The 25,881-nt window shown below is 68.2% G+C and carries 20 protein-coding genes and 1 tRNA gene; 7 read left to right on the forward strand and 14 right to left on the reverse strand.

Annotated elements, in window-relative coordinates; genetic code table 11:
- Nucleotides 1-14 precede the first annotated feature (14 nt).
- From VHD82_RS32120 to VHD82_RS32130, 3 genes are read left to right on the forward strand one after another with little or no spacing between them, the layout of a single operon-like run.
- On the forward strand, nucleotides 15-710 hold the full coding sequence (locus tag VHD82_RS32120) for a 4-carboxy-4-hydroxy-2-oxoadipate aldolase/oxaloacetate decarboxylase (RefSeq protein ID WP_325712489.1): 696 nt from the start codon (nucleotides 15-17) through the stop codon (nucleotides 708-710).
- A complete protein-coding gene (locus VHD82_RS32125) occupies nucleotides 707-1,762 on the forward strand; it encodes a 4-oxalomesaconate tautomerase (protein ID WP_325712491.1) in 1,056 nt (351 codons plus the stop codon). The genes VHD82_RS32120 and VHD82_RS32125 overlap by 4 nt, the downstream gene beginning before the upstream one ends.
- On the forward strand, nucleotides 1,759-2,715 hold the full coding sequence (locus tag VHD82_RS32130) for a catechol 2,3-dioxygenase (protein ID WP_325712493.1): 957 nt from the start codon (nucleotides 1,759-1,761) through the stop codon (nucleotides 2,713-2,715). The genes VHD82_RS32125 and VHD82_RS32130 overlap by 4 nt, the downstream gene beginning before the upstream one ends.
- 156 nt (nucleotides 2,716-2,871) lie before the next feature.
- Here VHD82_RS32130 and VHD82_RS32135 read toward each other — a convergent pair.
- A tRNA-Leu gene (locus tag VHD82_RS32135) sits at nucleotides 2,872-2,945 on the reverse strand.
- Nucleotides 2,946-3,054: 109 nt separating this feature from the next.
- Between VHD82_RS32135 and VHD82_RS32140 the strand changes: the two genes are divergently transcribed.
- The gene (locus VHD82_RS32140) at nucleotides 3,055-3,276 is read left to right on the forward strand and encodes a DUF3618 domain-containing protein (RefSeq protein WP_325712495.1); all 222 of its coding nucleotides are present in this window, start codon (nucleotides 3,055-3,057) and stop codon (nucleotides 3,274-3,276) included.
- A gap of 2 nt (nucleotides 3,277-3,278) precedes the next feature.
- Here the strand turns inward: VHD82_RS32140 and VHD82_RS32145 are convergent, their stop codons facing one another.
- Nucleotides 3,279-3,749: a hypothetical protein gene (locus VHD82_RS32145; protein WP_325712497.1), complete on the reverse strand. Its 471-nt coding sequence runs from the start codon at nucleotides 3,747-3,749 to the stop codon at nucleotides 3,279-3,281.
- A 241-nt stretch (nucleotides 3,750-3,990) separates the two neighbouring features.
- On the reverse strand, nucleotides 3,991-4,539 hold the full coding sequence (locus VHD82_RS32150) for a helix-turn-helix domain-containing protein (protein ID WP_325712550.1): 549 nt from the start codon (nucleotides 4,537-4,539) through the stop codon (nucleotides 3,991-3,993).
- 139 nt (nucleotides 4,540-4,678) lie between these two features.
- Here VHD82_RS32150 and VHD82_RS32155 point away from each other — a divergent pair, with 139 nt between their 5' ends.
- The gene (locus tag VHD82_RS32155; RefSeq protein WP_325712499.1) at nucleotides 4,679-6,163 is read left to right on the forward strand and encodes an NAD(P)/FAD-dependent oxidoreductase; all 1,485 of its coding nucleotides are present in this window, start codon (nucleotides 4,679-4,681) and stop codon (nucleotides 6,161-6,163) included.
- Between the two features lie 29 nt (nucleotides 6,164-6,192).
- Here the strand turns inward: VHD82_RS32155 and VHD82_RS32160 are convergent, their stop codons facing one another.
- The 5 genes from VHD82_RS32160 to VHD82_RS32180 all read right to left on the reverse strand — a co-directional run bounded on the left by VHD82_RS32160 (nucleotide 6,193) and on the right by VHD82_RS32180 (nucleotide 13,866).
- Nucleotides 6,193-6,690 (reverse strand): helix-turn-helix domain-containing protein, encoded by a 498-nt coding sequence (locus VHD82_RS32160; RefSeq protein ID WP_325712501.1) that lies wholly within the window; start codon nucleotides 6,688-6,690, stop codon nucleotides 6,193-6,195.
- A gap of 191 nt (nucleotides 6,691-6,881) precedes the next feature.
- A complete protein-coding gene (locus tag VHD82_RS32165; protein WP_325712503.1) occupies nucleotides 6,882-8,507 on the reverse strand; it encodes an LCP family protein in 1,626 nt (541 codons plus the stop codon).
- Nucleotides 8,508-8,615: 108 nt separating this feature from the next.
- Nucleotides 8,616-10,739: a phospholipase A2 gene (locus VHD82_RS32170; protein WP_325712505.1), complete on the reverse strand. Its 2,124-nt coding sequence runs from the start codon at nucleotides 10,737-10,739 to the stop codon at nucleotides 8,616-8,618.
- Between the two features lie 67 nt (nucleotides 10,740-10,806).
- The gene (locus tag VHD82_RS32175; protein WP_325712507.1) at nucleotides 10,807-12,042 is read right to left on the reverse strand and encodes a GGDEF domain-containing protein; all 1,236 of its coding nucleotides are present in this window, start codon (nucleotides 12,040-12,042) and stop codon (nucleotides 10,807-10,809) included.
- A 630-nt stretch (nucleotides 12,043-12,672) separates the two neighbouring features.
- Entirely contained in the window at nucleotides 12,673-13,866 is a 1,194-nt protein-coding gene (locus VHD82_RS32180) for an MFS transporter (protein ID WP_325712509.1), read from the reverse strand.
- A 432-nt stretch (nucleotides 13,867-14,298) separates the two neighbouring features.
- Here VHD82_RS32180 and VHD82_RS32185 point away from each other — a divergent pair, with 432 nt between their 5' ends.
- Nucleotides 14,299-15,213 (forward strand): SDR family oxidoreductase, encoded by a 915-nt coding sequence (locus VHD82_RS32185; RefSeq protein WP_325712511.1) that lies wholly within the window; start codon nucleotides 14,299-14,301, stop codon nucleotides 15,211-15,213.
- Nucleotides 15,214-15,504: 291 nt separating this feature from the next.
- On the opposite strand, the gene VHD82_RS32190 is transcribed toward VHD82_RS32185, so the two are convergent.
- A complete protein-coding gene (locus tag VHD82_RS32190) occupies nucleotides 15,505-17,334 on the reverse strand; it encodes an AMP-dependent synthetase/ligase (protein ID WP_325712513.1) in 1,830 nt (609 codons plus the stop codon).
- Nucleotides 17,335-17,421: 87 nt separating this feature from the next.
- The gene (locus tag VHD82_RS32195; protein WP_325712515.1) at nucleotides 17,422-20,010 is read right to left on the reverse strand and encodes a bifunctional FO biosynthesis protein CofGH; all 2,589 of its coding nucleotides are present in this window, start codon (nucleotides 20,008-20,010) and stop codon (nucleotides 17,422-17,424) included.
- A gap of 146 nt (nucleotides 20,011-20,156) precedes the next feature.
- On the opposite strand from VHD82_RS32195, the gene VHD82_RS32200 reads away from it, so the two are divergent.
- Nucleotides 20,157-21,728: an IS1634 family transposase gene (locus VHD82_RS32200; protein ID WP_325712517.1), complete on the forward strand. Its 1,572-nt coding sequence runs from the start codon at nucleotides 20,157-20,159 to the stop codon at nucleotides 21,726-21,728.
- On the opposite strand, the gene VHD82_RS32205 is transcribed toward VHD82_RS32200, so the two are convergent.
- From VHD82_RS32205 to VHD82_RS32220, 4 genes are all read right to left on the reverse strand, one after another.
- Nucleotides 21,680-22,177: a hypothetical protein gene (locus VHD82_RS32205; RefSeq protein WP_325712519.1), complete on the reverse strand. Its 498-nt coding sequence runs from the start codon at nucleotides 22,175-22,177 to the stop codon at nucleotides 21,680-21,682. The two genes, VHD82_RS32200 and VHD82_RS32205, sit on opposite strands and share 49 nt — an antisense overlap.
- Before the next feature lie 476 nt (nucleotides 22,178-22,653).
- Nucleotides 22,654-24,198: a glycoside hydrolase family 13 protein gene (locus VHD82_RS32210; RefSeq protein WP_325712521.1), complete on the reverse strand. Its 1,545-nt coding sequence runs from the start codon at nucleotides 24,196-24,198 to the stop codon at nucleotides 22,654-22,656.
- 254 nt (nucleotides 24,199-24,452) lie between these two features.
- Nucleotides 24,453-24,602 carry a hypothetical protein gene (locus tag VHD82_RS32215; protein WP_325712523.1) on the reverse strand — a complete coding sequence of 50 codons (150 nt, stop codon included), beginning with the start codon at nucleotides 24,600-24,602 and terminating at the stop codon, nucleotides 24,453-24,455.
- 73 nt (nucleotides 24,603-24,675) lie between these two features.
- Nucleotides 24,676-25,839 carry an aminotransferase class I/II-fold pyridoxal phosphate-dependent enzyme gene (locus VHD82_RS32220; RefSeq protein WP_325712525.1) on the reverse strand — a complete coding sequence of 388 codons (1,164 nt, stop codon included), beginning with the start codon at nucleotides 25,837-25,839 and terminating at the stop codon, nucleotides 24,676-24,678.
- Between the last annotated feature and the right edge of the window lie 42 nt (nucleotides 25,840-25,881).

Consider the following 25,881-nt stretch of genomic DNA (forward strand, 5'->3'; position numbering starts at 1 on the left):
GGAGATGTGCTGCTATGAGGAACGTGATCGTCACCGATACGCCGCGGGCCGACATCGAGAAGGTCGACAAGCTCGCCGAGTACGGGGTCGCCACTGTGCACGAAGCGTTGGGGCGCACGGGTTTCCTCGGTCCGCGGCTGCGCCCGGTGCACCTGGGTTCGCGGATCGGCGGTACCGCGGTGACGGTGGTCAGCTGGCCGGGCGACAACCTGATGATCCACGCGGCCGTCGAACAGTGCCGCCCCGGTGACGTGCTCGTGGTGACCACGACGTCCCCCAGTACCGACGGCATGTTCGGCGAACTGTTCGCCACCGCGCTGCAGGTCCGCGGCGTACGCGGGCTCATCACCGAGGCAGGCGTCCGTGACGTGACTGATCTAGACGCGATGGGCTTTCCCGTGTGGTCCGCCGCGGTCAGCGCCCAGGGCACGGTGAAGGCGACGGCCGGCGCGGTGAACGTGCCGGTCAGCATTGGTGGCCAGCAGATCCGCCCCGGCGACGCGATCCTCGCCGACGACGACGGCGTGATGGTGGTCCCGCGCGCGGACGTCGACCGCGGGTTGGAGCGATCGCAGGTGCGCCTCGAAAAGGAGGAAGCGACCCGCGCGGCGTTCCGTGAGGGTGAGCTGGGCCTCGACAGGTACGGGCTTCGCGCGAAGCTGGCCGAGCTCGGCGTCGAGTACGTGACGGCGGAGGAGTACGGACTGTGAACGGCGTGCGCTGCCTGTTGATGCGCGGCGGAACGTCCAAGGGCGCGTACTTCCTCGCCGAGGACCTGCCGTCGGACCCGGCCGAGCGGCATGACCTGTTGCTGCGTGTCATGGGCAGCCCCGACCCGCGCCAGATCGACGGCATCGGTGGCGCGCACCCGCTGACCAGCAAGGTGGCCGTGGTCTCCAGATCGACTCGAGAAGAGTCCGATGTGGACTATCTCTTCCTGCAGCTCGGCGTAGGCGAAGCGACCGTCTCCGACCGTCAGAACTGCGGAAACCTGTTGGCGGGCGTCGGCCCGTTCGCGGTGGAGCGCGGGCTGATCGAGCCAGGCGAGGAAACCACGACGGTCCGGATCCACCAGGTCAACTCGGATTCGGTGGCCGCCGCTACCTTCGAAACTCCCGGCGGAGTCGTGAAGTACGACGGCGAAACCGCCATCTCCGGGGTGCCGGGCACGGCCGCGCCGATCACGCTCGATTTCACCGGCACCGAAGGGTCCTCGTGCGGCAGCCTGCTGCCGACCGGCAACCTGCGCGACGTGCTCGATGGCGTCGAGGTCACCTGCATCGACAACGGAATGCCCGTGGTCGTGGTGGCGGCGAAGGATTTCGGCCTCACCGGCTACGAAACCCTCGACGAGCTCAGGGATCCCGCGCTCGTGGCACGCGTGCAGTCGTTGCGGCTGCAGGCCGGGAAACTGATGGGACTCGGCGACGTCGACGGTGCGTCGATCCCGAAGACCACGTTCGTCGCCCCGCCGCAGGACGGCGGAACCCTGTGCACCCGCACGTACATCCCGCTCGAACCGCACACGTCGATCGGTGTGCTCGGCGCCGTGACCGTCGGTACGGCGGCATTGCTGGAAGGCGCTGTCGGGCATGACATCGCGCGGCTGTCCGGCAACCGGCTCGACATCGAGCACCCGACCGGCCACCTCCAGGTCGAGGTCGAGCTGGATGGCCCGAAGGTGCGCCGCGCCGGTGTCGTGCGCACCGCGCGGAAGCTGTTCGACGGCACGGTTTTTCCCCGTAGCCAGGAGGATCGATGACGACCCTGCGACACGATGTCGCCCATGTCGGGCACGTGGAGCTGCTCACCCCCGAACCCGAGAAGAGCCTGTGGTTCTTCACGGAGGTGATGGGCCTGACCGAAAACGGGCGCGACGGGGATTCGGTGTACCTGCGCACCTGGGACGACTATGAGCACCACAGCCTGAAACTGACCGCGCACAACACTTCCGGCATCCGCCGCACCGCGTTGCGCGCGTCGAGCCAGGAGGCGTTGGAGCGCCGCGTCAAGGTGATCGACGAGGCAGGCCGCGGCATCGGCTGGATCGACGGCGACGCCGGAATCGGCCCGGCGTACCTGTGCACCGACCCGGACGGGCACGAATTCGAGCTGTACTGGGAAAGCGAATGGTACGAGGCGCCGGAGGAACTACGCCCGGCGCTGAAAAACCAGGCGCAGGCCTACCCCGGCCGCGGTGTGTGCGTACGCCGGCTCGACCACGTCAACTTCCTCGCCGCCGACGTGGAGGCCAACGGCAATTTCGTGCGCGACCTGCTCGGCGCGCGCGCGACCGAGCAGATCCGGCTGGACACCGGACGGCTGGGCGCGCAGTGGCTGCACTTCGGGAACAAGTCCTACGACCTCGTGTACACAAGCGACTGGATGGGCAGCACGGGCCGCCTGCACCACATCGCCTTCGCCACCGACACGCGCGAAGACATCCTGCGGGCCGCGGATATCTTTCTGGAGAACGAAGTCTTCATCGAGACGGGCCCGCACAAGCACGCGATCCAGCAGACTTTCTTCCTGTATGTGTACGAACCCGGCGGCAACCGGATCGAACTGTGCAACCCGGTCGCCCGCCTGATCCTCGCGCCCGACTGGCCCACCATCACCTGGACCGAGGCCGAACGCGCGAAGGGTCAGGCTTGGGGTTTGAAGACCATCGAGTCCTTCCACACGCACGGAACGCCGCCGGTACCCAACGCCTGAACCGTGGCCGCGGTCGCGGACCACCTAAACCGCTCCCGCGGCACGGAAGCGATCTCCTGACCTCGCACCGAATATGTGAGGTCGCGAGTCCCGCGGCCGGAGACGGGGGAGTGACCCCTTCGTGCCCCGGCCCCGCCGGGAGCCGGGGCGGACGGGTGCGCCCGGAGAGACTCGAACTCTCACTGGCACGGACCTAAACCGTGTGCCTCTGCCAATTGGGCTACGGGCGCGACATCTGCCAGCCTAGCGTCGGCACCCGCGCCGTGTTTGCGGCGTGGCCGGTACGCCCCGCCCGGGGCCGTGATCTACGGTGGTGCCCTGTCAAGCTGAGGAGGACTGGTGGCCCGCGACCCCGACACCATCGAGCGTGAGATCGAACAGGCCCGCGAGGCACTGGCGTCGACGTTGGACGAGCTCGGCGAGAAGGCCAACCCGAAGAAGTTGGCCGACTCCGCCAAGACCAGTGTGCTGGCCAAGCTCGAGGACCCCAAGGTGAAGTACCCGCTCATCGGCGCCGGCGTGGTGATCGTCGCGCTGCTGGTGCGCAAGCTGTTCCGCTGAGCTCAGCTCCGGGCTGACGGGACCGTGGCCTTGGCCACGGTCACCGAGCCCGTGGCGGCCGGCAGGTTCTGCGCAGGTTTCGCGCTCTCCAGCGCGTCACCGATGTCGGCGGTCAGCTTCGCCTTCCTGGCCGCCTTGTTCTTCGGTTTTCCCGCCGGTTCGTCCTTCGCCTGCTCGGGGACCGTGTCCGGCTTGCCGGAGCCCTGCGCGGGCACTTCGAGCGGAGCGGATTCCGGCCGGGTCAGCCGCGCAGTCATGTACGCCGCGGTGAACTCCAGCGCGCTGCCGTTGAGCAGATGGACGACGGTCGCCCCCTTCGCGGCCGCCCCCAGTTGGTCAACTAGTTGATCGACGCTGTCACGCGCCGCGATGATGCCCGGCGCGCGACTGGTCAGTGTCTTGTCCTGACCCGCGACGGTGACGGTCCAGTCGTCGTCCTCCTGGACATAGATGGCCGTGATCGGTTCCGCCATTGTCTCCACACCCCTGCCACTGGCTGCTGTTCCGCTGCTGAGAGCGGATTACCGCCGTTCCGTGACGCCAGATCCGGTTAACCCGATCGGGCGCACTTGAGCCGCCGTTCGCCGAACTTTTTGTCGACCTCTATCGATACCCCAACACGACTCTGTGTGACAAGCAATCGACACAAATGTGCTGTGCGTGACGACCACTTGGTCTAATGCACGTGCATCTGCACGGTTGCCGCAAAGAGCGTCACTGAGCGCGTTCGCGAAGACCGGTCCAGAGCACGTCCATCGCGAAATCCGTAGCCCGATCAGGTGTCACTTCTTCGTGCCGCTCGCACCAGATGGCGAGTCGTTCGCACGCTCCGACAACGAATTCGGCGGTCGCTTCCACCCGCAGGGGGGACCCTCCGTCGAAATATCCCGTCATCAGCTTCGCGATCAGATCGGTCTGCTGGAGCCGGGTCGCCTCGATCTCGTCCGACGCGGTGGTGCCGATCAGCGCCATCTCGTGCCGCAACAGCGACCACGACTGCCGCCGCTCACGGATGTACACGAAAAATGCTCGCAAACCACGCCTGAGCGCCTCCTCGGCGGACGTGGCACCCGCGACCGCCTCTTCGGTCACCTCGCGCAGTTCGGCGCGCGACTGGGCGATACAGGCCAGCAACAGGCCTTCCTTCGAATGGAAGTACTCGTACAGCATCGGTTTGGACACGCCGACCCGTTCGGCGATCTCGTCCATCGACGCCGCCACGTACCCCCGCTCGGCGAACACCGCCTCCGCGACGTCGAGCATCTGGCGCTCGCGCTCGGCCCGGGGCATGCGCTTCCGGCGGTTGGGGGTGTTGCTCACGTGATTGACTCTACCGGAAGTAACCTACTTCAAGTAAGGTGGACTCGCGGTAACACCTAAGACGCTCGATGCGGAGGAAGTAATGGGTGAGCGGACCGAGACGGGCGTGGTCATCGTCGGCACCGGGTTCTCCGGCCTTGGCATGGCCATCCAGCTGCGCAAACAGGGGCGCGAGGACTTCGTGATCCTGGAGAAGGCGCACGAGGTCGGGGGCACCTGGCGGGACAACACCTATCCCGGATGCGCCTGCGACATCCAGTCGCACATGTACTCGTTCTCCTTCGAGCAGAACCCGAACTGGACGCGTTCGTTCTCCCCGCAGCCCGAGATCTGGGACTACCTGCGCGGGGTCGCGAAGAAGTACGACCTGTACCGGTTCATCCGGTTCGGCCAGGAGATGACCGGCGCGCGCTGGGATTCCGACGAGCACCGCTGGCACGTCGCCACGAGGGGCGGCGACGAGTTCGCGGGCAGGCACCTGGTCAACGGCGTGGGTGCGCTGCACCTGCCGCAGATTCCCGACCTGAAGGGCATCGAGAACTTCGAGGGCGAGAAGTTCCACTCGGCGCAGTGGAACCACGACTACGACCTGCGGGGCAAGCGAGTCGCGGTGGTGGGCACCGGTGCCAGTGCGATCCAGTTCGTCCCGGCCATCGCGCCCGACGTCGAGCGGCTGACACTGTTCCAGCGCACCCCGCCGTGGGTCATGCCCAAGCCCGACCACGCCATGCCGGAGTGGTCCCGGAACCTGTTCGACAAGGTTCCCGGCGTCCAGCGCGCCTACCGCAGCCTGCTGTATTGGACGCTCGAAGCCCGGGCGGTCGGCTTCAACGGGCATCCGAGCGTGATGAAGATCGGCCAGCTGCTGGCCAAGTCCAACATCGATCGCAGCATCAGTGACCCCGAGCTGCGCGCGAAGCTCACCCCGGACTACGTGATGGGCTGCAAGCGGGTGCTGATTTCCAACGACTACTACCCGGCGCTGGCCAGGGACAACGTGGACGTGGTCACCGACGGGGTGGCCGAGGTCAGGGCACACAGCATCGTGGACAGCGCCGGCGTGGAGCACGAGGTGGACGCGATCATCTTCGGCACCGGCTTCCACGTGACCGATGCCTTCGACAACCTGGACATCATCGGCGAAGGCGGCCGCAACCTGTCCAAGGAGTGGGCGGGCGAGGGGATGCAGACCCACCTCGGCATCACGGTCGCCGGGTTCCCGAACCTGTTCTTCCTGCTCGGGCCGAACACCGGGCTCGGGCACAACTCGGTCGTCTTCATGATCGAGTCGCAGATCCGCTACATCGCCGAGGCGATCGAGCTGGTCGAGCGGAACGACGCGGGTGCGCTGGTGCCGCGGACCGATGTGCAGGCGCGGTTCAACGACGAGATCCAGCGCAAGCTGAACAAGGGTGTCTGGACGCAGGGCGGTTGCAAGAGCTGGTACCTCGACAGCAAGGGCGTGAACCGGACCGTGTGGCCCGGCTTCACCTGGCGGTACTGGCTCAACACCCGCAAGCTGCGCCCCGCCGACTTCGAACTAATCGGCAGCGCAGGCAATAAGTAGCGCCTGAGCCGGCGGGGCCTTTGCGGGGCCTACCCGCCCCCGCCGGGATCCAGGCCGCCCGGCGCCGGCGCGGACATGGTCCGCAGCCTGGTCATCAGGTCGGTGACGGGGATGCCGCACAGCTCGGCCATCCGCTCCAGCGCGGGCCGGTCGAGCTGCACCTCGGTCGCCCCGGCGGCCTGGCGCATCCGGTCGTCGGCCCATCTGCGCAACGGCAGCAGTTCGACCTGGTGGTCCGCGACGATCCGCGCCAGGTCGAGCCGTACCTTCCCCGGCTCATCGGTGAAGACGCGCCGGTGCACCCTGGCCAGCAGATCCTGTGGCAATTCGTCCATCGCCAGGCACAGCTCCACCAGTCGCACCACCGAGCACTGGCGCGTGCCCAGTTCATAGGTCGCCAGCGTCTGCAGTGAGATGTCGCTCTGCAGGTGCTGGTTCAGCTCTTTGCGCGTCCAGCCACGCCGTCGGCGCAGCTTCCGAAGTTCCTCCCCCAGGACCCGTTGATAGACATCACTGTCGATGAGCACTCCTAGTCCCCTGCCTTGACCCTCGGTCGTACCGCACCCCTGCGCCGGTACTTCCGGTCCAACCCGAGCGGTGTCCACGGGTATGTAAGTCGCTGACGGGCTCGCTCTTACGCCACTTCGGCCGAGTCGTTTGAAGTTCAGCGACGGATTAGGCCGTTCGGGCTAATGCGGCTGGACTGAAAAGAGCATGATCAGTTCACGCAAGTGATGCCGTCGGCGGTGATCGGCTTGGTGTCGTCGGGCGGCGCCTGCGTCGTGCTGGCCGCCGAGGACTGGGCTGCGGCGGGCGCGATGTTCTCCGAAGTGGCCGGGCTGTAGTCGGAGCCGACCACCACGACCACGTGCCCGCCGGGAACCGACGCGTCCTGCTGCAGGGTGGGGTTCCCGCCCAGCGCGTCGGCCACGGCCTGCGCGGCGTCCTTCGCCCCGGACGGGTAGCGGACCGTGCTGCGGCTGGTGCGGCCGGTCGCGTTCTTCGTTTCGCCGCCGGTGAAACCCTTGGCGGTCAGAGCTTGCGAAACCGTCGCGGCCAGGCCTTCCTTCGCGGTCCCGTTGTGCACGTCCACCGTGGTTCCGGCGTTTTCCGAGGACGTGGGCGCCGGTGCCGCGGGCTTCGGCGCGCCGGTCAGGCCCTGCACGAACTGGTGCACCTGGTTCGGGTCGACCTTGATCGCGCTGCCGTCCTCGGGGGTGTTGTAGTCCATGTTGACCACCGGGATGGTCTGGAACTGCAGCTGCCCGCCGGTCAGGCCCTTCATCTGCTGGGCGAAGCCCAGGATGTCCCAGCCCTGGTTGAGCACCACCGACTTCTTGATCGCGGCGGTCAGGTCCGAAAGCCTGCCGGGGTCGGTCAGCATCCCGGCCGTGAGCACCTTCTGCGCCATCCCGGCCATGAAGACCTGCTGCCGCACCACCCGGTCGAGGTCGCCGCGCGGCAGGCCGTGCCGCTGCCGGACGAACTCCAGCGCCTCCACCCCGGAGATCGTGTGCCTGCCCTTGGTGAACTTGGCACCGGAGTAGCTGTCGTCGACGTCCTCGTTCAGGCAGACGTCCACGCCGCCGATGGCCTTGGTGATGTCGGAGAATCCGAGCAGGTTGACCGAGGCATAGTTGTCGATCGCCGAACCGGTGAGCTGTTCCACGGTCGCGATCAGCGTTTTCGCCCCGGCCTGGCTGCTCTTGAGCTCGACGTCCTTGGCGTCCGAGTCGCCCGAATCCTGCAGCTTCTTGCGCTCGGCCGCCTTTGCCCGCGCGTACGCGGAGTTGATCTTGTGCTGGCCGTAGCCGGGGATGTTCACATACGAGTCACGCGGCAGCGAGATCGCGACGGCTTTGCTGCCGTCGTTGGGAATGTGCACCATGATCAGGGTGTCGGTGTTCTCCTCGCCGTCGGAGATACCGGCCCGCAGTTGGGCCAGCAGCGAATCCGGCAGCGGATTGCCCTGCGCGTCGGTCCGGCTGTCCATCCCGACGAGCAGGATGTCGCGGGCGCCGTCCGCGGGCTGGTCGCCACTGATCACGTCGGCGGTGGTCAGGCCGTTGACCAGACCCTGCATCGCGGCCCACGCGTAGCCGGTCAGGCTCACCACCAGCAGCGAGACGACCGCGACCACGATCTTCGCGCCGAACTTGCGACGTCGTGGCGGCGGTGGCGGGGCGATCGGGCGGCGCTTCGGCGGGGGGCCGGGGCGCCGGGGCGCCGGCCGGTCACCGGCGGCGGGCCGCCGTGCCGGGCCGACGTAGCGGGCGTCGGTGGGGCGTGCCTGCCGCGGTACGGGCCGTCGCTGCCCACGTTCGTTCCGCGGCGGATTGTCCACGCCAACGCCTCCTTCCCGACGGGTGTCCAGACCGATGGACGTGTCGACCCGTCACCCGGTTGCCGTAGCGTCGCATATCGATCAATGAATGTGGTTCACAACACCCGCTTAAGTGTTCTGCACCACCGTTCTGGCCGGGCGCAGCGTGCTCGCCGCGGCCACGATGGCGAACAGCGCCGTGAGCCCGTGCAACGCGACCGTCACCACGTCCCGGTCGTAGCCGTCGGCCACGTCCAGCAGTGGCGGCACGCAGGCCAGCGCCGTCACCACCCAGGTGCTGGTGGCGCCGCTCAGCCCGATCCGGACCGTGTGCAGCAGGAACACCCCGAGCAACAGTTGGATCAGGTTCTGGATCGGGTCGAGCGGGAGCCCGAGCATCGTGCCGCCGGCATCCCCGCCGAACTGGGTCAGCGCGAAGCCGAACAGCCCGATGGTCGCGAACCCGGTGCCGAGGACGGTGGCCGCGTGTGCCAGCCAGCCCGTCGGCCGTTGTTGCTGGAACAGGACATACCCGTCCGTATGCCTTTCGAACCACCAGAACACGATCAGCGCGGGTACCGCGAGCAGCGCCAGCGCCGTCAGCGTGCGCGGGCCGACGAGCCAGGCCAGCGCATCGTTGACCGGAAGGTAGACGAGCGTGACCAGTAACAGCACCGCGGCGAGGAAACCCAGGTAGAGGCTCATCGGAGCGCGCATCGCCAGCCGGACCACGCCGGAAAGCACGGGCCGCGCGGTCATCCGGTTCAGCGGTCCGGCGAACAAGCCGAGCAGGCACAGTTGCGCCGCACCGAGGAACAGCACCGGCAACGTCGGCGCGGCCAGCGCGCTCGGCGCCCCCGGAGTGCCGAGCAGATTCGGATCCACGCCGCCAACGGTGACCAGCAACGTCAGCCCCACGGCGGCGAGTACGGCTCCGCCGATCAGCTTGCGGGTGCCGCCGATGCGGCTGAACGACACCTGCTGCGCGAGCAGTGCGAGCCCGAAAGCGCCCAGATAGCGCGGAATCTCGGTGCCCAGCCAGCCGGCCGAAAGGTCCGCGAGCACGACGAAAGCGAGTAGCCCCAACGTGGTCGCGGCCCCGCCGCGCCGGTGCAGCGCGAGCATCACCGGCGCGGCCACCATCGTCAGCAGGTAGACCGCGAGCAGCCACAACGGATGCAGCGCGATCCGCACGATCGTCGCGTTCGTACTGTCCGGAATGCCCAGCAGTTCCAATGCCAGTGGTACCACCAGGGTGACCACCACGAAGATCAGCGCGGGCCGGAGCAGCCAGCTTGCCCGGTGCGAGAGGTACTGGCGATATCCGCCGCCGCCGTCCCGGATGGCCTCCCAGCCCGCGCGGTTCGCCCGGCCGCCGGCGAAGTAGAACACCGGCGCCAGTTGCGCGAGCCAGGTGAACGGCCACAGCCCGGACTCGTCCGCGCCGGCCCAGCGGGCCAGCGAGATCACCGATTCACCGAAGATCAGCAACACCAGACTCGTCACGCCGAGCGTGACCCACGGCGACGCGGGCGCGGGTGCCGGCCTGGCTTCGAGCTTGCGGACCGGCCGTGCGCGGCGCATGCGCAACCAGCCGCGCAGCCGGAACACCAGCAGGCAGCCGATGACGGAGACCCCGGCCAGCATGGGGCCGATCGGGTCGCCGACCGGCGGACCCCAGCGCTGGTGCCACGAGTTCACCTTCAACCCGGCCGAATACAGCGATGCCACGACATTGCACGTCCGCGGCGAATCCATCGGGTTGATCCGGCAGGCGTTGTGCATGTCGGCGGACAGGCGCGCGTCGAGCGAGGCGCGGACCTCCGGGCCGAGCGGATGCCCGACTTTGTCGGCGTAGCGCAACAAGTCGTAGCCGAGGTCGTGGGCCTTGCACGGGACGCTGTAGTCCCACTTGGTGTTGTCGTCGCCCCACGGCGTCGAACAACCACCGTCGACGTGCACCGCGCGCGTCGTGCCGTCGCGCGCTTGCAGCGCGCCCGGGACGACACCGGTGACCTGGGTGAAGTCGGCGGGCAACAGGCTCAGCGCGCTGGGTTGCGGACCGGGGTGGGTCAGCGCTTCGATGGCGCGCTGCGCCGCGGCGGCACCGCCGGTGGGCGGGCCCTGGTCCGCGGGCGTGGCCGCGCGCGAAGCCACGAACCCGAAACCGACCAGTGCGAGGATCAGCGCGAGCAGCCAGGCCGACGTGGACAGCGGCCGCCGCAGGCGAGGGGTCTCGGCTGGGTCGATCATGAACTCCAGAGTGGCAGGATCAACGGCTTTCCAACACCGGGGAAACCCCCGGGGTCGGTCCGCCACCCTAATGGTTCGCCGACCGGTGCTCTGCCACCCGCACCTGGTTCCGGCCGCCTTCCTTCGCTTCGTACACCGCCGCGTCGGCCGCCTGCATGAGTTTCTCCAGGGAGTCGCCGTGCGCGGGGTAAACCGCGACACCGATCGAAGCCGTCCGTTCGCCGACCGTGGTCTGATCCCCACGTTTGTCCGTGGTGACGATCCGTAGCTCGGCCACTGCCGACCGGATACGCTCGGCGGCTCCGGTGGCGGTCGCCTGGTCGGTGTCGGGCAGGAGCACGAGGAACTCCTCGCCACCGAACCGGCCGACCACGTCGGTGGGCCGGGTGACCTCGTCGAGCAGTTGCGCGAGATTGCGCAGCACGTCGTCCCCGGCGGGATGGCCGTAGGTGTCGTTGATCCACTTGAAATAGTCGAGGTCGATCATCAGGATGCCGAGGCCGTCGTCGGACTTCATGGCCCGGTTGAGCGCCCGTTCCGCCGACTCCATCCAGCCCCGCATGTTGTACACCTGGGTCTTCGGATCGGTGCGCACGTCGTCCTGTAGTTGATCGAGCTCCGCGAGCCGGTTGAACACCACGGTCACCACCGCCATGATCGCGACTGTCGGCGGCAGCACCACCAGCAGGATCGCGGTGACCGCGCCCAGCCCGACCGTGATCGCTTCGAGCAGGTTGTCCGCCTTGCTGCCGAGGACACTGTGCACGCTCGGCTTGCTCGCCAGGCTCAGAATGCTGCTGACGTAAAGGATCTGGACCGCTTCGTAAACCAGGCCGACCAGGACGAGCTTGCCGAATTCGGTCAGCGAGCCCACGACGGACAGTGACTCCCAGTGCTGACCCCCCAACGTCACGAAGACGGTGTGCGCCACCGTCGCGGCGAGCATGTGCGTGATCGATGAGAACACGAAGTTGTGCGCCGGGCGTCGCGCGACGAACCAGTGCTGCACGCGAATCAGCAGCACCAGTAGTACGGTCAGCGGCACTGGAAGAATAATCGCGGCGGGGAACACCCACACCGCGGTGAGGTCGATCAGGACTGTCCGAACGCGATTCCGTCGACGCTCTTCCTGTCGCCGCGTGAGTTGGATGTGCACCGTCGCGCCGGCGGTGAGAATCGCGAACCGTAGCCAATCGAGAACCGTTAGGCCCGGTGAGTTCGCGATTGCCACCGCGAACCAGACAATGGCCGCCAGTTCCGCGACGATCAGGAATGCGATGAATCCCTTCGGGCGCCGCCACAAAGCCCAATTTCGCGGCCGAAATGAGCGGCGCGTGCCCGAGGAATCACTGGTTGTGTCCGAGTGTGGGGCCTCGGCCGGGATTTGGCCCTGGCCCGCCGGGTGCGAGACCTCCGGCGTGGCCGATTGGCCGGGAAGCGTGTGCGATCCCCGCCTGGAGGAGGGCGGTCCCACTGGGTCACCTTCTCTCGACGAGCCCGGTCGCGGCGGGGTAACTTTGCTGTGCCCGGAAGGACGCCGGGTACTTTCCTTCAACAGGTATCATCCCACCGCATACGAAGCGACGTGCACGCGAGGACCTCGCCCATGCCGAAGCTTCGCTGCTCCACAGCGAGCACCGATTGGAGGTGTTCTCCTTGGCTAACCGCGACTTCTGAGAGTTGGGTGTCGTTGATGCTTTGTTTGCGTGGTGTGTGGAGGTGGCCCGCTGTGTCGAACCGTGACTTCTGATAGTTGTGCCGTGAATCGTGTTCGTTTCGCAACCGCGGAAGAGGTGTACTCCATGTCCAACCGTGACTTCTGAGCCGGCGAGTCGGTTTGTAGGAGTTTGTTTCGTCGGGAAAAACAGGAGGTGACTGGTTGTGGCAAACCGCGACTTCTGATGAAGATCGGGCGGTGGCCCGACGGCGTTACTCATATCGCTGTGGCGGTTTCACTGGAGGTCCGTTGCAACCGGGCCCAGGAGACCGCCAGCGGTATTCCGAGCACCACACCCGCCGCGCCCGCGATGACGATGGCGGTGGTGGCCGAGCCGAGCAGCTGCGCCAGGACGCCGCCGATCGCGACGCCGACGCCTTGGGCGACCCGCAAGCCGGTGCGGTACAAACCGCCCGCGCCGCCGCGTAGTTCGTTGGGAACCCACGTGATGAACGAGGCGCCCACCGTGACGATGTAGGCCCCGGCCGCGCCCGCGGCCGCGAGGGCCACCAGTGCCACCACCAGGCCGGGCCGGACCGAGAACACGAGCAGCACGGCGGTCGGCACTATCGCCAGCACACCGAGCGCACGTTTGCGCGCCTCGGCGGAAACGTACCGGGACAACAGGAAAACCCCGACGACGAAGCCGAGCGGATCCGCCGCGAGCAACCAGCCCACCGCCTGGTCGGGCGCGCCGATCTCCCTGGCGAGCGGTGCCACGAGCCCCTCGGGGATCACGGCGAGGCCGACCAGCCAGGAAAACCCGAGCAGGATGCGCAGCTTCGGCTGCCCGGCGACCCACCGGATCGCGCCGAACCAGCTGCCCTGACCGCCGTCGGCGGCCGGACGCGCGACCACCCACCTGTGCAAGGCCAGCGCGCTGATCGCGAACGTGGCGGCGTCGATGGCCAGCGCCCACGACGTGCCGGCCGCGGTGACCAGCAACCCGCCGCCGGCGAGCCCCAGCAGCATCGCCGTGTTCGTGGTGATGCCCCGGATGTCCTGGCTGCGCAGATAAAGCTCGTCGTCGGTGAATATCTCCCTCGTAAGCGCGTTCTGCGCCGCGTTCGACGGCGCGCCTGCCAGCCGCGCGCAGACGACCAGAACGCACAGCAGCACCAGCGGGATGCCGGGCACCGCCATCACCCCGACGAACGCCGCCTGCACCGCGGCGGTGGCCACCAGGATGGTCCGGCGCGGGTAGCGGTCGGCCAGCTGGGCCAGGCCGAGCCCGCCGGCCAGCGCGGGCAGGAAGGTCAGTGCGTATGCGACGGCGGACAGCAGCGCGGAGCCGGTGCGGTGGTAGACCAGCAGCGCCAGCGCGACGGTGGTGAGCTGGTCACCAAGGGTGGACTGCGCCTCTGCGAGCCACACCGTGCGGAACTCCCCGCTGGCCAGGGCAGCACGCATCGATGGTCGGGCCTCAGTCCTCACCATCCGTCCCTACTCCCCCCTACCGGGTGAACGCACCGCGTCCACGCATTCTGTCGTCTGCCGTGGGGTACCGGGTACGGGCACTCACCCAAGCGACAGGAAAGACAACAGCCAGTATGCCGCTTACAGCCCGGAAGCGAACAGTCACAGCACGACCGTAATCCGGGTTTGGGCCCATCCGGTGGTAAACCCACCGCTTCGGGCTACGACGAACGGCGGATACCCGGAGTGCCGCTGACCGGTCGGAGAGTAAGTCCCACTGGTCATTGCTCACTCATTCGGCGCAACGAGCTGACCGCTCGTCGTCAACTCGGTGGCATCGGTGTGCGGAGGGCGAAGACTGGGGCCGAGGCCGGTGGAGCCGAGGACAGGGCTGCGTCGGGGCCGGCCAGTGGGGAGTTGAACAGGATGAACATGCAGCTGGCGGGCCTGGACGGGCGGGCGGTGGTGGTGACCGGAGCCGGGCGCGGGCTCGGCGAGGCGTTCGCGGTGCACCTGGCGCAGGCCGGATGCCGGGTGGTGGTCAACGACGTGGACCTGGAGCTGGCAGAACGCACCGCGGGCAACATCCGGGCCCACGGCGGTGAGGCGGTGGCCAGCGGGCATTCCGTGACCGATCCAGCCCAGGCCTCGGCATTGGTCCAGTTGTGCGTCGAGGAATTCGGCGCGATCGACGGGCTGGTCAACAACGCGGGCCTCAACTACGAGGCGTTGCCGTGGCAGGAGGAGCCCGAGCAGGTCCGCGAACTGGTGGAAGTCAATGTGCTGGGGGTGATGTACACCGGGATCGCCGCGGTGAAGGCGATGACGGCGCAGGGCCGCGGCGGCGCGATAGTCAATGTCTCTTCGGGAGCTTCGCTGGGCCAGCGCAAGCTCGGGGTCTATTCGGCGAGCAAGGGCGCGGTCGCTTCGCTCACCTATTCCTGGGCGCTGGACCTGGAGGAGGTGGGAATCAGGGTCAACGCGATCTGCCCGCTGGCGCACACGCGAATGGTGTGGAAATCGGAGCGATCGCTGCGCAGTTGCCCGCCGGACCGCACTCCTTCCCGGATCGCGCCGCTGGTGCTGTTCCTGCTTTCGGACAATGCCGAGGGAATCACCGGCCAGCTGGTCCGTTGCAACGGACCGCAGCTGCACATCATGGGCCAGCCCTACCTGAAGTCGCCGATTCTCGAGCGGCAGACCTGGGACACCGAAACGGTGCGGCGCGCGTTCGACGAGGTGTTTTCCGCGCACCTGGAGCCTTACGGGCTGGAGAAGCGGGTGCCACCGCGCTTGCGTAAGTGGACGGAGGGCAGCTCCACACCGCTGCGCACGGCGTGACCGACCCCGGACGGCCGGCGTTTTCGGGCCCGGGGATCGTCCGAAAATCCGGCTGTCCGGGGTTGCCTCGTTTTGTCAAGACCGACTTTGGTCTCCTGTGGACAACTCGAAAAAGGCCCGAGTTGTCCACAGACGGCGAAAAAGTGGTGCGGTGGGTGAGCTGTTGTGTCCACGATGGATCACGTGCAGCTCTTCGTGACCGTTCCCCTCGATGCCCGCCCGTTGCTTCGTCCTTTGTGGACTTTGCTGTTTCTGTTGGCGGCCAGGGTTTTCCGTGTGCGCCGACGATGCCTATTGGTACAGGGCGGAGATCTCGGGCTCGTACCTGGCGTTGATCACCCGGCGCTTGAGTTTGAGTGTTGGCGTCAGCTCGCCGGATTCGGGCGTCCACGGTGTCGTCACCAGGCAGTAGCGCTTGATCTGTTCCACCCTGGCGAGCCGGCTGTTCGCGGATTCCACCGCGCGCTGGATCTCCTGCCGCACCGCCGGATGGTTGGCGAGCATCGCCACGTCGGTGCCTTCGATCCCTTGCGCGGCGGCCCAGCCGGGCAGGATCTCGTCGTCCAGCACGATCAGCGTGGTCACGTAGGGCCGGTCGTTGCCGATCGCCACCGCCTGCCCGATCAGCACGTGTTCCTTGAGCAGCCCCTCGATCCTGGTCGGCGCGATGTTCTTGCCGCCGGAGGTGATGATCAGTTCCTTCTTCCGGTCGGTGATCCGGACGAAGCCGTCGGCGTCGATCTCGCCGATGTCCCCGGTGGCGAACCAGCCATCGTCGTCGGTCACGGATTTGACGGAGCCGTCCTCCTGCAGATAGCCGAGGAACACGAGCGGTCCGCGCACCAGCAGTTCGCCGTCCTCGGCCACCTTCACCTCGGTGCCGGCCACCGGGCGGCCGACGGTGCCGGCCCGGAAAGCCCGCAGGGAGTTGGAAGTGACCGCGCCGCTGGTCTCCGACAGGCCCCACACCTCCTGGATCTCCACGCCCAGCCCGGCCATGAAGTAGAGCACTTCCAGCGGCAGCGCGGCGGCCCCGCTTGCGCAGAAGATCAGCTTGTCCAGGCCGAGCAGCTGCCGGACGGGAGCCAGCACGGCGCGGTCGGTCTCGGCGATCTGCTCCGCCAGTTCCGGCGGCAGTTCCTCGCCTGCGTCGCGCAGTTTGTAGCCTCGCTGCAGCAGTTCGTTCGCCTGCAAGAGGGCATTGCGCCGCTCCTCCGGCACACCGGAGAGCATGTTCTTCAAGCCCGCCACCATTTTCTCCCACACCCGCGGCACCCCGAAGAATCCTTCGGGGTGCACCCGGCCGAGCGCGGAAACGATCCCGGTCGCATCGGCCAGGGTGTGCACATGCCCGGCGTAGACGATCGGCATGTAGATCGAGATCTCGCGTTCGGCGATGTGCGCCAGCGGCAGGTAGGCGATGTTGTTGGTGTGCAGGGGAGTGTCGTGCAGCGCGTGCACGGCGTAGGCCTCGTGGATCACGTTGTGGTGGGAAAGCACCACACCCTTGGGCTCGCCGGTGGTGCCCGAGGTGTAGATCATGCACAGCGGGTCGTCCGGCTGGATTCCGGCGGTGGCCCGCTCGACGGCTTCCGGGTCGGCGGCCAGCAGTTCGGCGCCGCGAGCGCGCACGTCGGCGAGGCTGATGAAGCGCTCGTCCCCGGCCGGGATGGCCGTGGCGTCGATCATCACGATCCGGCGCAGCGCGGGCAGGTCGCCGAGCGCCGGTTCCCAGCGTTTCAGTTCGTCCATGCCCTGCAGCACCACCACCGGGGCGGCGCTGTGCCTTGCCACATAGCCGATCTGCTCGGGCGAGAGCGTCGCGTAGGCAGTGCAGGAGATCGCGGCGACATGGGCCGCGGCCAGGTCCACCACCAGGTGTGCCGGGCTGCTGGGAGCCATGATGAGCATCCGGTCGCGGGGGCCGAGGCCGAGGTCCGCCAGCCCTCGGGAGACGGCGGTGACTTCTTCCCGCAGCCCGGCCCAGCTGAGCGTGGGCTGATCCGGATCGTCCAGCGAGCTGAGCGCGGGCAGCTCGCCGTACTCCGAAGCGTTGCGCTGCAACAGCTTTATGATCGTCTGGCCCTTGGCCTGTTCCGCGACGGACAGCTGGGTGGTCACCTTCGGCCTCCTGGAGTCAGCACTGGCTCCCCACCCTATGTGACTGCCGACACAGGGCGGAAGGTGCTGACCAGGAGAGCTCCCGGCTCAGCTCACGATCGGCAGCGGATGGCGCACCGCGGCGGCGACCCCGTCACTCGCACGCGCCGCGGCGATACGTTCCGCATCCGGCCTGCCATAGGAAGTGGTGCGCTGCACCAGCGGACGTCCGAGCGGCTCGACCATGGCCTCCAGATCGCTGATCGTCTTGTAGGAGCCGTTGGCGGCGCCGGCCATCCGGCTGATCGTCTCCTCCATGAGCGTCCCGCCGAGGTCGTTGACGCCGCCCTGCAACACGGCACGGCAGGCTTCTTCGCCGAGCTTCACCCACGAGCACTGGATGTTGTCGATCAGGCCGTGCAACAGGATTCGCGCCAGCGCGTGCACCGCGCGGTTCTCGCGCACGGTCGTGCCTGGCCGGGCGAGGCCGGCGAGGTAGATCGGCGCGTTCTGGTGGATGAAGGGCAGCAGCACGAACTCGGTGAACCCGCGCCGCCCGGTGTTTTCCAGCGCCCGTCGCTGCAGCTGCGCGATCAGCTTGATGTGGCCGACCCAGTGCGCGGGGGTGTCCACGTGCCCGTACATCATCGTCGACGTGGTCGGGATGCCGAGTTCGTGCGCGGTGCTGACCACCTCGATCCAGCTGGAGGTCGGCAGCTTGCCCTTGGTGAGCACCCAGCGGATGTCGTCGTCGAGGATCTCCGCCGCGGTACCGGGCAGCGAGTCCACACCGGACTCGTGCGCCTTCGAAAGCCAGTCCCGAATGGACAGGTTCGTCCGGGACGCGCCGTTGACGACCTCCATCGGGCTGTACGAGTGCAGGTGGATGTCCGGCTGGCGCCGTTTCACCTCCTGCGCGAGGTCGAAGTACGCGGTGCCCGGCATGTCCGGGTGGATCCCGCCCTGCATGCAGATCTCGGTCGCGCCGGCTTCCCAAGCCTGGTCCACCCGGTCGCCGACCTGCGAGAGCGAGAGCGTGTAGGCGTCGGCATCGGTGCGGCGCTGGGCGAAGGCGCAGAACCGGCATCCGGTGTAACAAACGTTGGTGAAGTTGATGTTCCGCGTGACCACGAACGTGACGTCGTCGCCCACCGTGTCCCGGCGCAGGCCGTCCGCGAGCTCCGACAGCGCGTCCAGCTCGGCGCCGTCGGCATGCAACAGTGCGAGAGCGTCCTCATCGGACAGTCCGGCCGGGTCGCTTTCCGCGCGGCGCAACGCTGTCGCGATATCGGTGTCCATCCGCCGCGGCGCGGTCGGCACCTTCTCGGCAAGCTCTTTCCAGTCGCCGTAGACGGAGTCGAAGTCGCTGCGGCGGTCGCCCGTGCGGCCGATGGTGTCCACCTCGACGTGCAGGTCGGTGCGGCCCTGCTGCTGCCAGCCGCCGTCCGGCTCCTGCCAGGGCTTGCCCTCGGGGTTGACGTCCTTGGCGAGCCCGGTCTCCGGGTCGGCCAGTGCGGCGACGTGACCGGCCACCCGCGGGTCCAGCCACGGCTCGCCGGCCAGGATGTACTCCGGGTAGATCGTCAGCCGCTCGCGCAGCTCGTAGCCTGCCGCGGCAGTCTGCCTTGCCAGCTCGTCGATCTGCGGCCAGGCACGTTCCGGGTTCACGTGATCCGGGGTGAGCGGCGAGACGCCGCCCCAGTCGTCGATCCCGGCGCGCACCATCTGCTCGTACTGGCGGCCGATCAGGTTCGGCGGGGCCTGGATGCGCATCTTCGGGCCGAGCACGAGCCGGGCCACCGCGATGGTCGCGGCCAGCTCCTGCAGATCCGCGTCGGGGGTGGCGCGCATCCTGGTGTCCGGCTTGGCGCGGAAGTTCTGCACGATCACTTCCTGGATCCCGCCATAGGTGCGGGCTTCCTTGCGGATCGCGAACAGCGCGTCCGCGCGCTCCTCGTAGTTCTCACCGATCCCGATGAGGATCCCGGTGGTGAAGGGCACCGAGTGCCGGCCGGCGTCCTCGAGCACGCGCAGTCGTACGGCCGGGTCCTTGTCGGGAGAGCCGTAGTGCGGGCCGCCGCGTTCGCTCCACAGCCGGGTCGCGGTGGTCTCCAGCATCATGCCCATCGACGGAGCCACTGGCTTGAGCCGCTGAAGGTCCTGCCAGGTCAGCACACCCGGGTTCAGGTGCGGCAGCAGGCCGGTCTCCTCCAGCACGAGGATCGCCATCGCGCGCACGTAGGAGATCGTGTCGTCGTAACCGTGGGCGTCGAGCCATTCGCGAGCGGCTTTCCACCGGTCCTCCGGACGGTCGCCGAGGGTGAAGAGGGCCTCCTTGCAGCCCATCGCCGCACCCTCGCGGGCGATCGCCAGCACCTCGTCCGGCGACAGGAAGGGGGCGTCCACCTTGCCAGGGACGGTGGCGAAGGTGCAGTAGCCGCAGCGGTCTCGGCAGAGCCGGGTGAGCGGGATGAACACCTTGCGGCTGTAGGTGATCACGCCTTCCCTGCCGATCGCGGCCAGCCCGGCGTCCCGGACGCGGGAGGCGTGCGCGGAAAGCGTTTCGAGGTCTTCGTCGCGGGCGTGCAGCAGCACGGTCGCCTCGGCGATGTCCAGCGTCTTGCCATCGCGCGCGCGGGCGAGCGCCCGGCGCATGGCGGAGGCGGTCGGACGGTCCTGCTGATCAGCGGAAGCCATAAGCCAAACGGTAGGACCGGCGCGCGAGCCTTCTCCATGACCGCTCAGGTGATCCTCCCCGGGCGTTTCTCCCAGTGTGGTGTTTCCGCAGCTCAGCGGTATCGAATTCGTTGCGCCCGGCCGCCGCGTTGTGTATTACCTAAAGCGTGGGATCGATTGTCGGCAAGCGCATCAACGGGCGGACCTACTACTACTTCGTCGAGTCGGCGCGGGTGGACGGGCAGCCGCGGATCGCGGCTCAGCGCTACCTCGGCTCGGCGGAGGACGTCGCGGCGGCGGTCGATGGCGGGGGCGGGATGCCGGAGTCCACCCGGCAGTTGTCGTTCGGGGATGCGGCCGCGGTCTGGGGCACCCTGGAGCGACTCCAGGTGGCCCGGACGATCGATGAAATCGCGGGACAACGCAAGGAATCCGTGGGCAAGCACCTCGCCCTGGCCGTGCTGCAGCGCGCCACGGCGCCGTGCGTCACGCTTTCGGACTGGTGGGCCGAGACGGCGGCGGAACGGTTCATCCGGCCGAAGCTGTCGGCCGAAGCGGTTCGGGACGAGAACTTCTGGCGGGTCACCCGGCGGTTGAGCCGCGCTCAGCTGGAGCGGATCGAAGAGGAGGTGGTCGCCAGGATCCCGCTCGATGCCCCGGCCACACTGGCCGTGGACATCCCCAATTTCGCGACCTACGCCGAATCGGACACGGCGGACGCCGCGCTGGCCGGCCTCAGCGCGGTGGTCACCCGGGATGGCGCCATTCCGCTTGTTTCCCATGTCTACCAACGGGGAGTGCCCTTCGAGGTGGCCGCGTCCCGGCTCGCGGCGCGGCACCGGGGTGAGGTCACCGTGGTGTTCGACGCGGGTCAGCAGGCGCAGCTGGACCTGGACTCCGGGCGGCATTTCGTGGGTGCCTTACCGCTGGCGGACTACCCGGAGCTGCTCACCAGGTCCGCGTCGCAGCGCGCTCCGGTGGATCCGGCGCGGTTCGCGGGGCTGACGGCGCTCGACACGCACGCGGTCGTCTCCGGGATGCGTCGCCGGGTGGTGCTGACCCACTCCGCCCGACTGCACGCCGCGCAGGCGCGTGGGTTCGCGCAGGCGTTGAGCACCGCGACCCGGCAGCTGGACGGGCTGGCGTTGACACTGGAGGCGGGCACCCACCGGCGGACGCGGGAGCAGCTGGTCACCGACCTTGCCCGGATCACCCGGGTGCGCTGGGTGGACCGGGTGCTGACGGCGCGGCTGACCGGCGGCAAACCCGGCGAGTTGCGGTTGGAGTACCGGATCGACGAAGCCGCACGGGCGCGGCTGGATGAGGAGTTCTTCGGAAAGCAACTACTGGTCACCGACCACGACGACTGGTCGGTGCTCGACGTGATCACCGCCTACCGGGCGCGCTACCACCTGGATTCGACGTTCCGGATGTTCCACGGCTCCTTCGTCGCCGCGCCGGCGCCGCGGTGGGACTGGACCGAGCAGCGGATCGCCGTGCACTCGCTGGTGAGCACCCTGGCCGCGGCGGTCACCCACCTCATGCGGCAGGACGCCGACCGGGCCGGTCTCGACCTGTCCGTGCGGGAGTTGCTCGAGCAACTCTCGCGCATCGGGGAGACGGTGCTGCGGTACCCGTCGACCGGCGGGCGGCCCCGGACGCGCCGGGTACTGACGTCGCTCAACGGTACTCAGCGGCAGCTTTTCGAGCTGTTCAACCTGGCGGCATATGCCCCGTGATGCGGGACCCGATGATGGCGCCGACCAGCACGAGCACGCTGCCACCGAGCACCGGCCAAGCGCCGGCGCCGATCAGGTCGAAGTCCTTTGTAGAAGAGGCCGATGATGCGGGCGACGTGGATTCCCAGCATGACCGCGGCACGCCCGCTGAAGACGGTCCGGAACCACCAGAGGTTCTCGCGGGTGAGTTCCCGGCGCCGGATCCCCTGAGGAAAAAGGCCGACTTCTTCCCGTGCAGTGCGCCGAGCGTCCACGGCAGCGGGGTTGGCCAGCTGCGCGAACGCAGCGAGGTAACCGATGATCGCGGCGTACGCCTTGCTCTGCTCGCCGCCCGAGGTAGTGCCGTCTCGGGCGAGTTCGCCTCTGTCGATGAGGGAGGCCGTCTGGCCCATCACGCTCAACCACGGCACCGCGAACAGGCCGACGAGGATCAGAATGATCCCGGCCACCGCGGGAATCGCGCCGAGCCCAGGCAACGTCGGCGACCCCGCTTGGCCGCCTTCCCCGGCCCGGGATACGCCTGCCCTGGGCAGCCCGGCCCGGGTAACCCTGCCCCGGGGTAGCCGAGCTGCGGGGTGGACTGTGCGGGGTAGCCGAGCTGCGGGGTGGACTGTGCGGAGTAGCCGCACTGCGGAGCGGACTGTGCCGGGTAGCCGTACTGCGGAGCGGACTGCCCCGGATACCCCGGTCCGAGAGGTGCCTGCGCTGAGTATCCCGGCCTCGGCGGGGCCTGTGCCGCGTAGCAGGCCCTGGGTATCCCTGCCCTGGAGTGACCTGCCCGGGATGCCCCTGCGCCGGGTCTCCCGGTCCGGGAGGTGACTGCTGCGGATTCCCCGGCAGGGGGACAGCCCTGGGCGAATCCCCCGGCTCGGTCGCGGTAGTAATCCGATCAGAACGGCAGTGTCACTCAGACCGGCGGATTCGGTCAGATCGCCAGCCACGCGGCGGTATCGGAGGGGAGTTTGCCGTTGTCGAGCGGGGTGCTCGCCAGCAGTACACGGTTGTGCTCGGGCAGGGGATACGGCGCCGGTGACAGGTTGGCCACGCACAGAAAACCTTCGCCACGGCGGAAGGCCAGCACTCCGGCCGGACTGTCCAACCAGGACAGTCCGCCGTGCCCGATCTCTCGGCGCAGGCGCAGCGCCGCGCGGTAGAGCGAGAGCATCGAGCCTTCGTCGGCGGCCTGCGCCTCGGCTGTCAGCGCGCTCCAGCGGACAGGCTGCGGCAGCCACGGCGTGCCGGTACCGAAACCGAACGGCGGCGTTTTTCCCTGCCATGGCAAGGGAACCCGGCAACCGTCGCGGCCGCGTTCGGTGTGGCCGGAACGGTCCCAGGTCGGGTCCTGCAGCACCGACTCCGGCAGATCCTCGACCTCCTCCAGGCCCAGCTCCTCGCCCTGATAGAGATAAACGCTCCCGGGCAGCGCATCCATCAACAACAACGCCGCGCGCGCTCGTCGGCGCCCCAGTTCGCCGCCGCCGTAGCGGGTCACGTGGCGGATCACGTCGTGGTTCGACAGCACCCACGTCGCCGGTGCGCCGACCGAGGACATCGCGGCCAGGCTCGTGTCGATCACCCGGCGCAGGTCCGCCGCATCCCAGTCACAGCGCAGAAAATCGAAGTTGAAGGCGGTGTGCAGCTCGTCCGGCCGAACGTACCGGGCCAACCGCCCGGGCGAAGCCACCCAGGCTTCCGCCACGAAAACCCGGTCCGGGCCATAGGTTTCGCTGATCCGGCGCCAGGACCGGTAGATCTCGTGCACCTCTTCGCGGTCCCAGTGCGGGTGGTCGAGCCGGTCGGTCGGCCGCACCAGTCCCGCGGTCGAGACGCCGAGCGCAGGCAACCCCTCTTGCTTCGCGAGGCCGTGCGCGACATCGATGCGGAAACCGTCCACCCCACGGTCCAGCCAGAACCGCAGGATGTCCTCGAACTCCGCGGCCACCTCGGGATGTGCCCAGTTCAGGTCCGGCTGGCTGCGATCGAACAGATGCAGGTACCACTGGCCGTCGGCCACCCGCGTCCACGCCGGGCCACCGAAGACGCTGCGCCAGTCGTTCGGCGGTTCGTCACCGTCGCGGAAGATGTAGCGCTCGCGTTCGGGCGAACCGGGTTCGGCGGCCAGCGCGGCCTGGAACCAGCGATGCTTGTCCGAGGTGTGGTTCGGCACCAGGTCGATGAGCACCCGCAGGCCGTACTCATGCGCCTCGGCGATCAGGGCTTCGGCCTCCGGCAGCGTGCCGAACAACGGGTCTATGTCCCGGTAATCCGCGACGTCGTACCCGCCGTCGGCCATCGGGGACGGGTACCACGGCGTGATCCACACCGCGTCCACCCCCAGTTCGGCCACATACGGCAACCGGGACCGGATTCCGGCCAGGTCGCCGATTCCGTCGCCGTTGCCGTCGGCCAGGCTGCGTACGTAGATCTGGTAGATCGCCGCGTCGCGCCACCACCCGGAACCCGCTGCCACCTGCGCCCCTTTCGCCTCGGCCGATGAACGAAGCGTAACGGGGCGATCGGCATCCGTGACCGTCCTCGTGCCTTGTGCACCCGGGTGGCCCAGTACGTTCGGCCACAGTGGACGGTCGGCAAAGCCTCCGCGGATCATGTTTTGTTTTCACCGGAGGCGGGTACCTGATGTTCAGACCTCGGCCGGAGCCCGCCGTTCCGGCCGTGCCGGCGGCGTGACCGTTGTGCCCCCTCCGGTCACGCCGCCAAGCAACTTCACCGCTTCCGTTCGGATTCCTTCCGGTCCGGTTCGGACTTCTGCTTGTCGCGGCTGTGCCGCTGCGGCTCGCGGGCCTTGTCCTCGGACAGCGCCGGGCCGCCCCACTTCTCGTCTTTCGCGTTCTCGTCGAAACGATGCCTGCCCATCGCGCCTCCCGGGATCACCGTCCGTCGGGAATTCCCGGTTCGGGACGTTTTGAAACAGGTGTCACAGGTTCTGTCACCTTGGCAGCCGCTTGAGCGCCTGCTCGATGTCGGACCACAGATCGTCGGGGTGCTCCAGGCCGAACGCGAGCCGGACGAGCTGGGGCGTCACGCCGGTCGCCCGCAGCTCCTCGCCCTGCAAATGCCGGTGCGTGGTCGAGGCGGGATGCATCGCCACGGTCTCGGTGCCGCCGAGCGAACCCGCCCGGAAGATCAGGTCCAGCCCGCTCATGAACCGCTCCGCGTCCCCGTTCACCTCGAACGACAGGGTGCCGCCGTAGCCGGACAACAGCCGGCTCGCCCGGGTGTGGCTGGGATGCGTGGGCAGCCCGGGGTGGTGCACGGCGGTCACGGCGGGATGGACGGCCAGCCGGTGCGCGATGTCGCTCGCCGTGTTCGCCTGGCGTTGTACGCGTAGCGGGAGCGTCTTCAAGCCGCGCAAGGTCAGCCAGGCCGTGAACGGGTCGATCACCGCGCCGAACTTGATCGCCTGGGCCCACGCCTTCTCGTACGGCTCCCGCTCGGCGAACACCGCCACACCGGCGACCAGGTCGTGGTGGCCGCCGAGGTACTTCGTGGCCGAGTGCACCACGATGTCGGCCCCGTACTCGATCGGCCGGCACAGCAGCGGGGTCGCGAACGTGTTGTCGACGATCGTGGTCAGTCCGGCGGAATGGGCGGCGCCGAGCAGGTTCGGCAGGTCGGGCACATAGCCGGTCGGGTTGGCGATCGTCTCCAGCAGCAGCACCCTGGAGTTCGGCTGGAGCGCGGCGCCGAACTCCGCCAGATCGTGCCCGGCGATCCAGGTGACCTCGATGCCCCACTGTTCTTCGAGATCCTTCAACAGCCCGGAAGTGCCGCCGTAGACGGCTTTCTGCGCGATCACGTGATCACCGTGGCGGAGCACGCCGAACAGGCTCGCGTTCATCGCGCCCATGCCGGACGCCGTGGCGAGGGCGACCGTCCCGCCCTCCAGCGCGCTGACGGCATCCTCCAGCGCGCGCGACGTCGGGTTGGTGTAGCCGCTGTAGAAATGCGCCCCGTCCGGGCTGCTCATCGCCGCCGCCATGGCCGCCGGCTCGTCGAAGGAGAAGATCGCGGTCTGGAAGATCGGCACGGTGACCGGACGGCCTTCGATCTGTTCGGGCACGGACAGCCGGAGCGTTTCACGATGCGTCATGGTTCGACCCTGTCAGCAAAAACCGCTTGTCACAGAGCCAAT

This window comes from Amycolatopsis sp. (genome assembly GCF_035546795.1).
GTDB lineage: Bacteria > Actinomycetota > Actinomycetes > Mycobacteriales > Pseudonocardiaceae > Amycolatopsis_E.

Coding starts and splice junctions, on each gene's coding strand:
- VHD82_RS32120 (WP_325712489.1), top strand. CDS start 15: ATGAGGAACGTGATCGTCACCGATACGCCGCGGGCCGACATCGAGAAG.
- VHD82_RS32130 (WP_325712493.1), top strand. CDS start 1,759: ATGACGACCCTGCGACACGATGTCGCCCATGTCGGGCACGTGGAGCTG.
- VHD82_RS32145 (WP_325712497.1), bottom strand. CDS start 3,749: ATGGCGGAACCGATCACGGCCATCTATGTCCAGGAGGACGACGACTGG.
- VHD82_RS32150 (WP_325712550.1), bottom strand. CDS start 4,539: ATGCTCGACGTCGCGGAGGCGGTGTTCGCCGAGCGGGGGTACGTGGCG.
- VHD82_RS32155 (WP_325712499.1), top strand. CDS start 4,679: ATGGGTGAGCGGACCGAGACGGGCGTGGTCATCGTCGGCACCGGGTTC.
- VHD82_RS32170 (WP_325712505.1), bottom strand. CDS start 10,739: ATGATCGACCCAGCCGAGACCCCTCGCCTGCGGCGGCCGCTGTCCACG.
- VHD82_RS32180 (WP_325712509.1), bottom strand. CDS start 13,866: ATGCGTGCTGCCCTGGCCAGCGGGGAGTTCCGCACGGTGTGGCTCGCA.
- VHD82_RS32185 (WP_325712511.1), top strand. CDS start 14,299: ATGAACATGCAGCTGGCGGGCCTGGACGGGCGGGCGGTGGTGGTGACC.
- VHD82_RS32195 (WP_325712515.1), bottom strand. CDS start 20,010: ATGGCTTCCGCTGATCAGCAGGACCGTCCGACCGCCTCCGCCATGCGC.
- VHD82_RS32215 (WP_325712523.1), bottom strand. CDS start 24,602: ATGGGCAGGCATCGTTTCGACGAGAACGCGAAAGACGAGAAGTGGGGC.
- VHD82_RS32220 (WP_325712525.1), bottom strand. CDS start 25,839: ATGACGCATCGTGAAACGCTCCGGCTGTCCGTGCCCGAACAGATCGAA.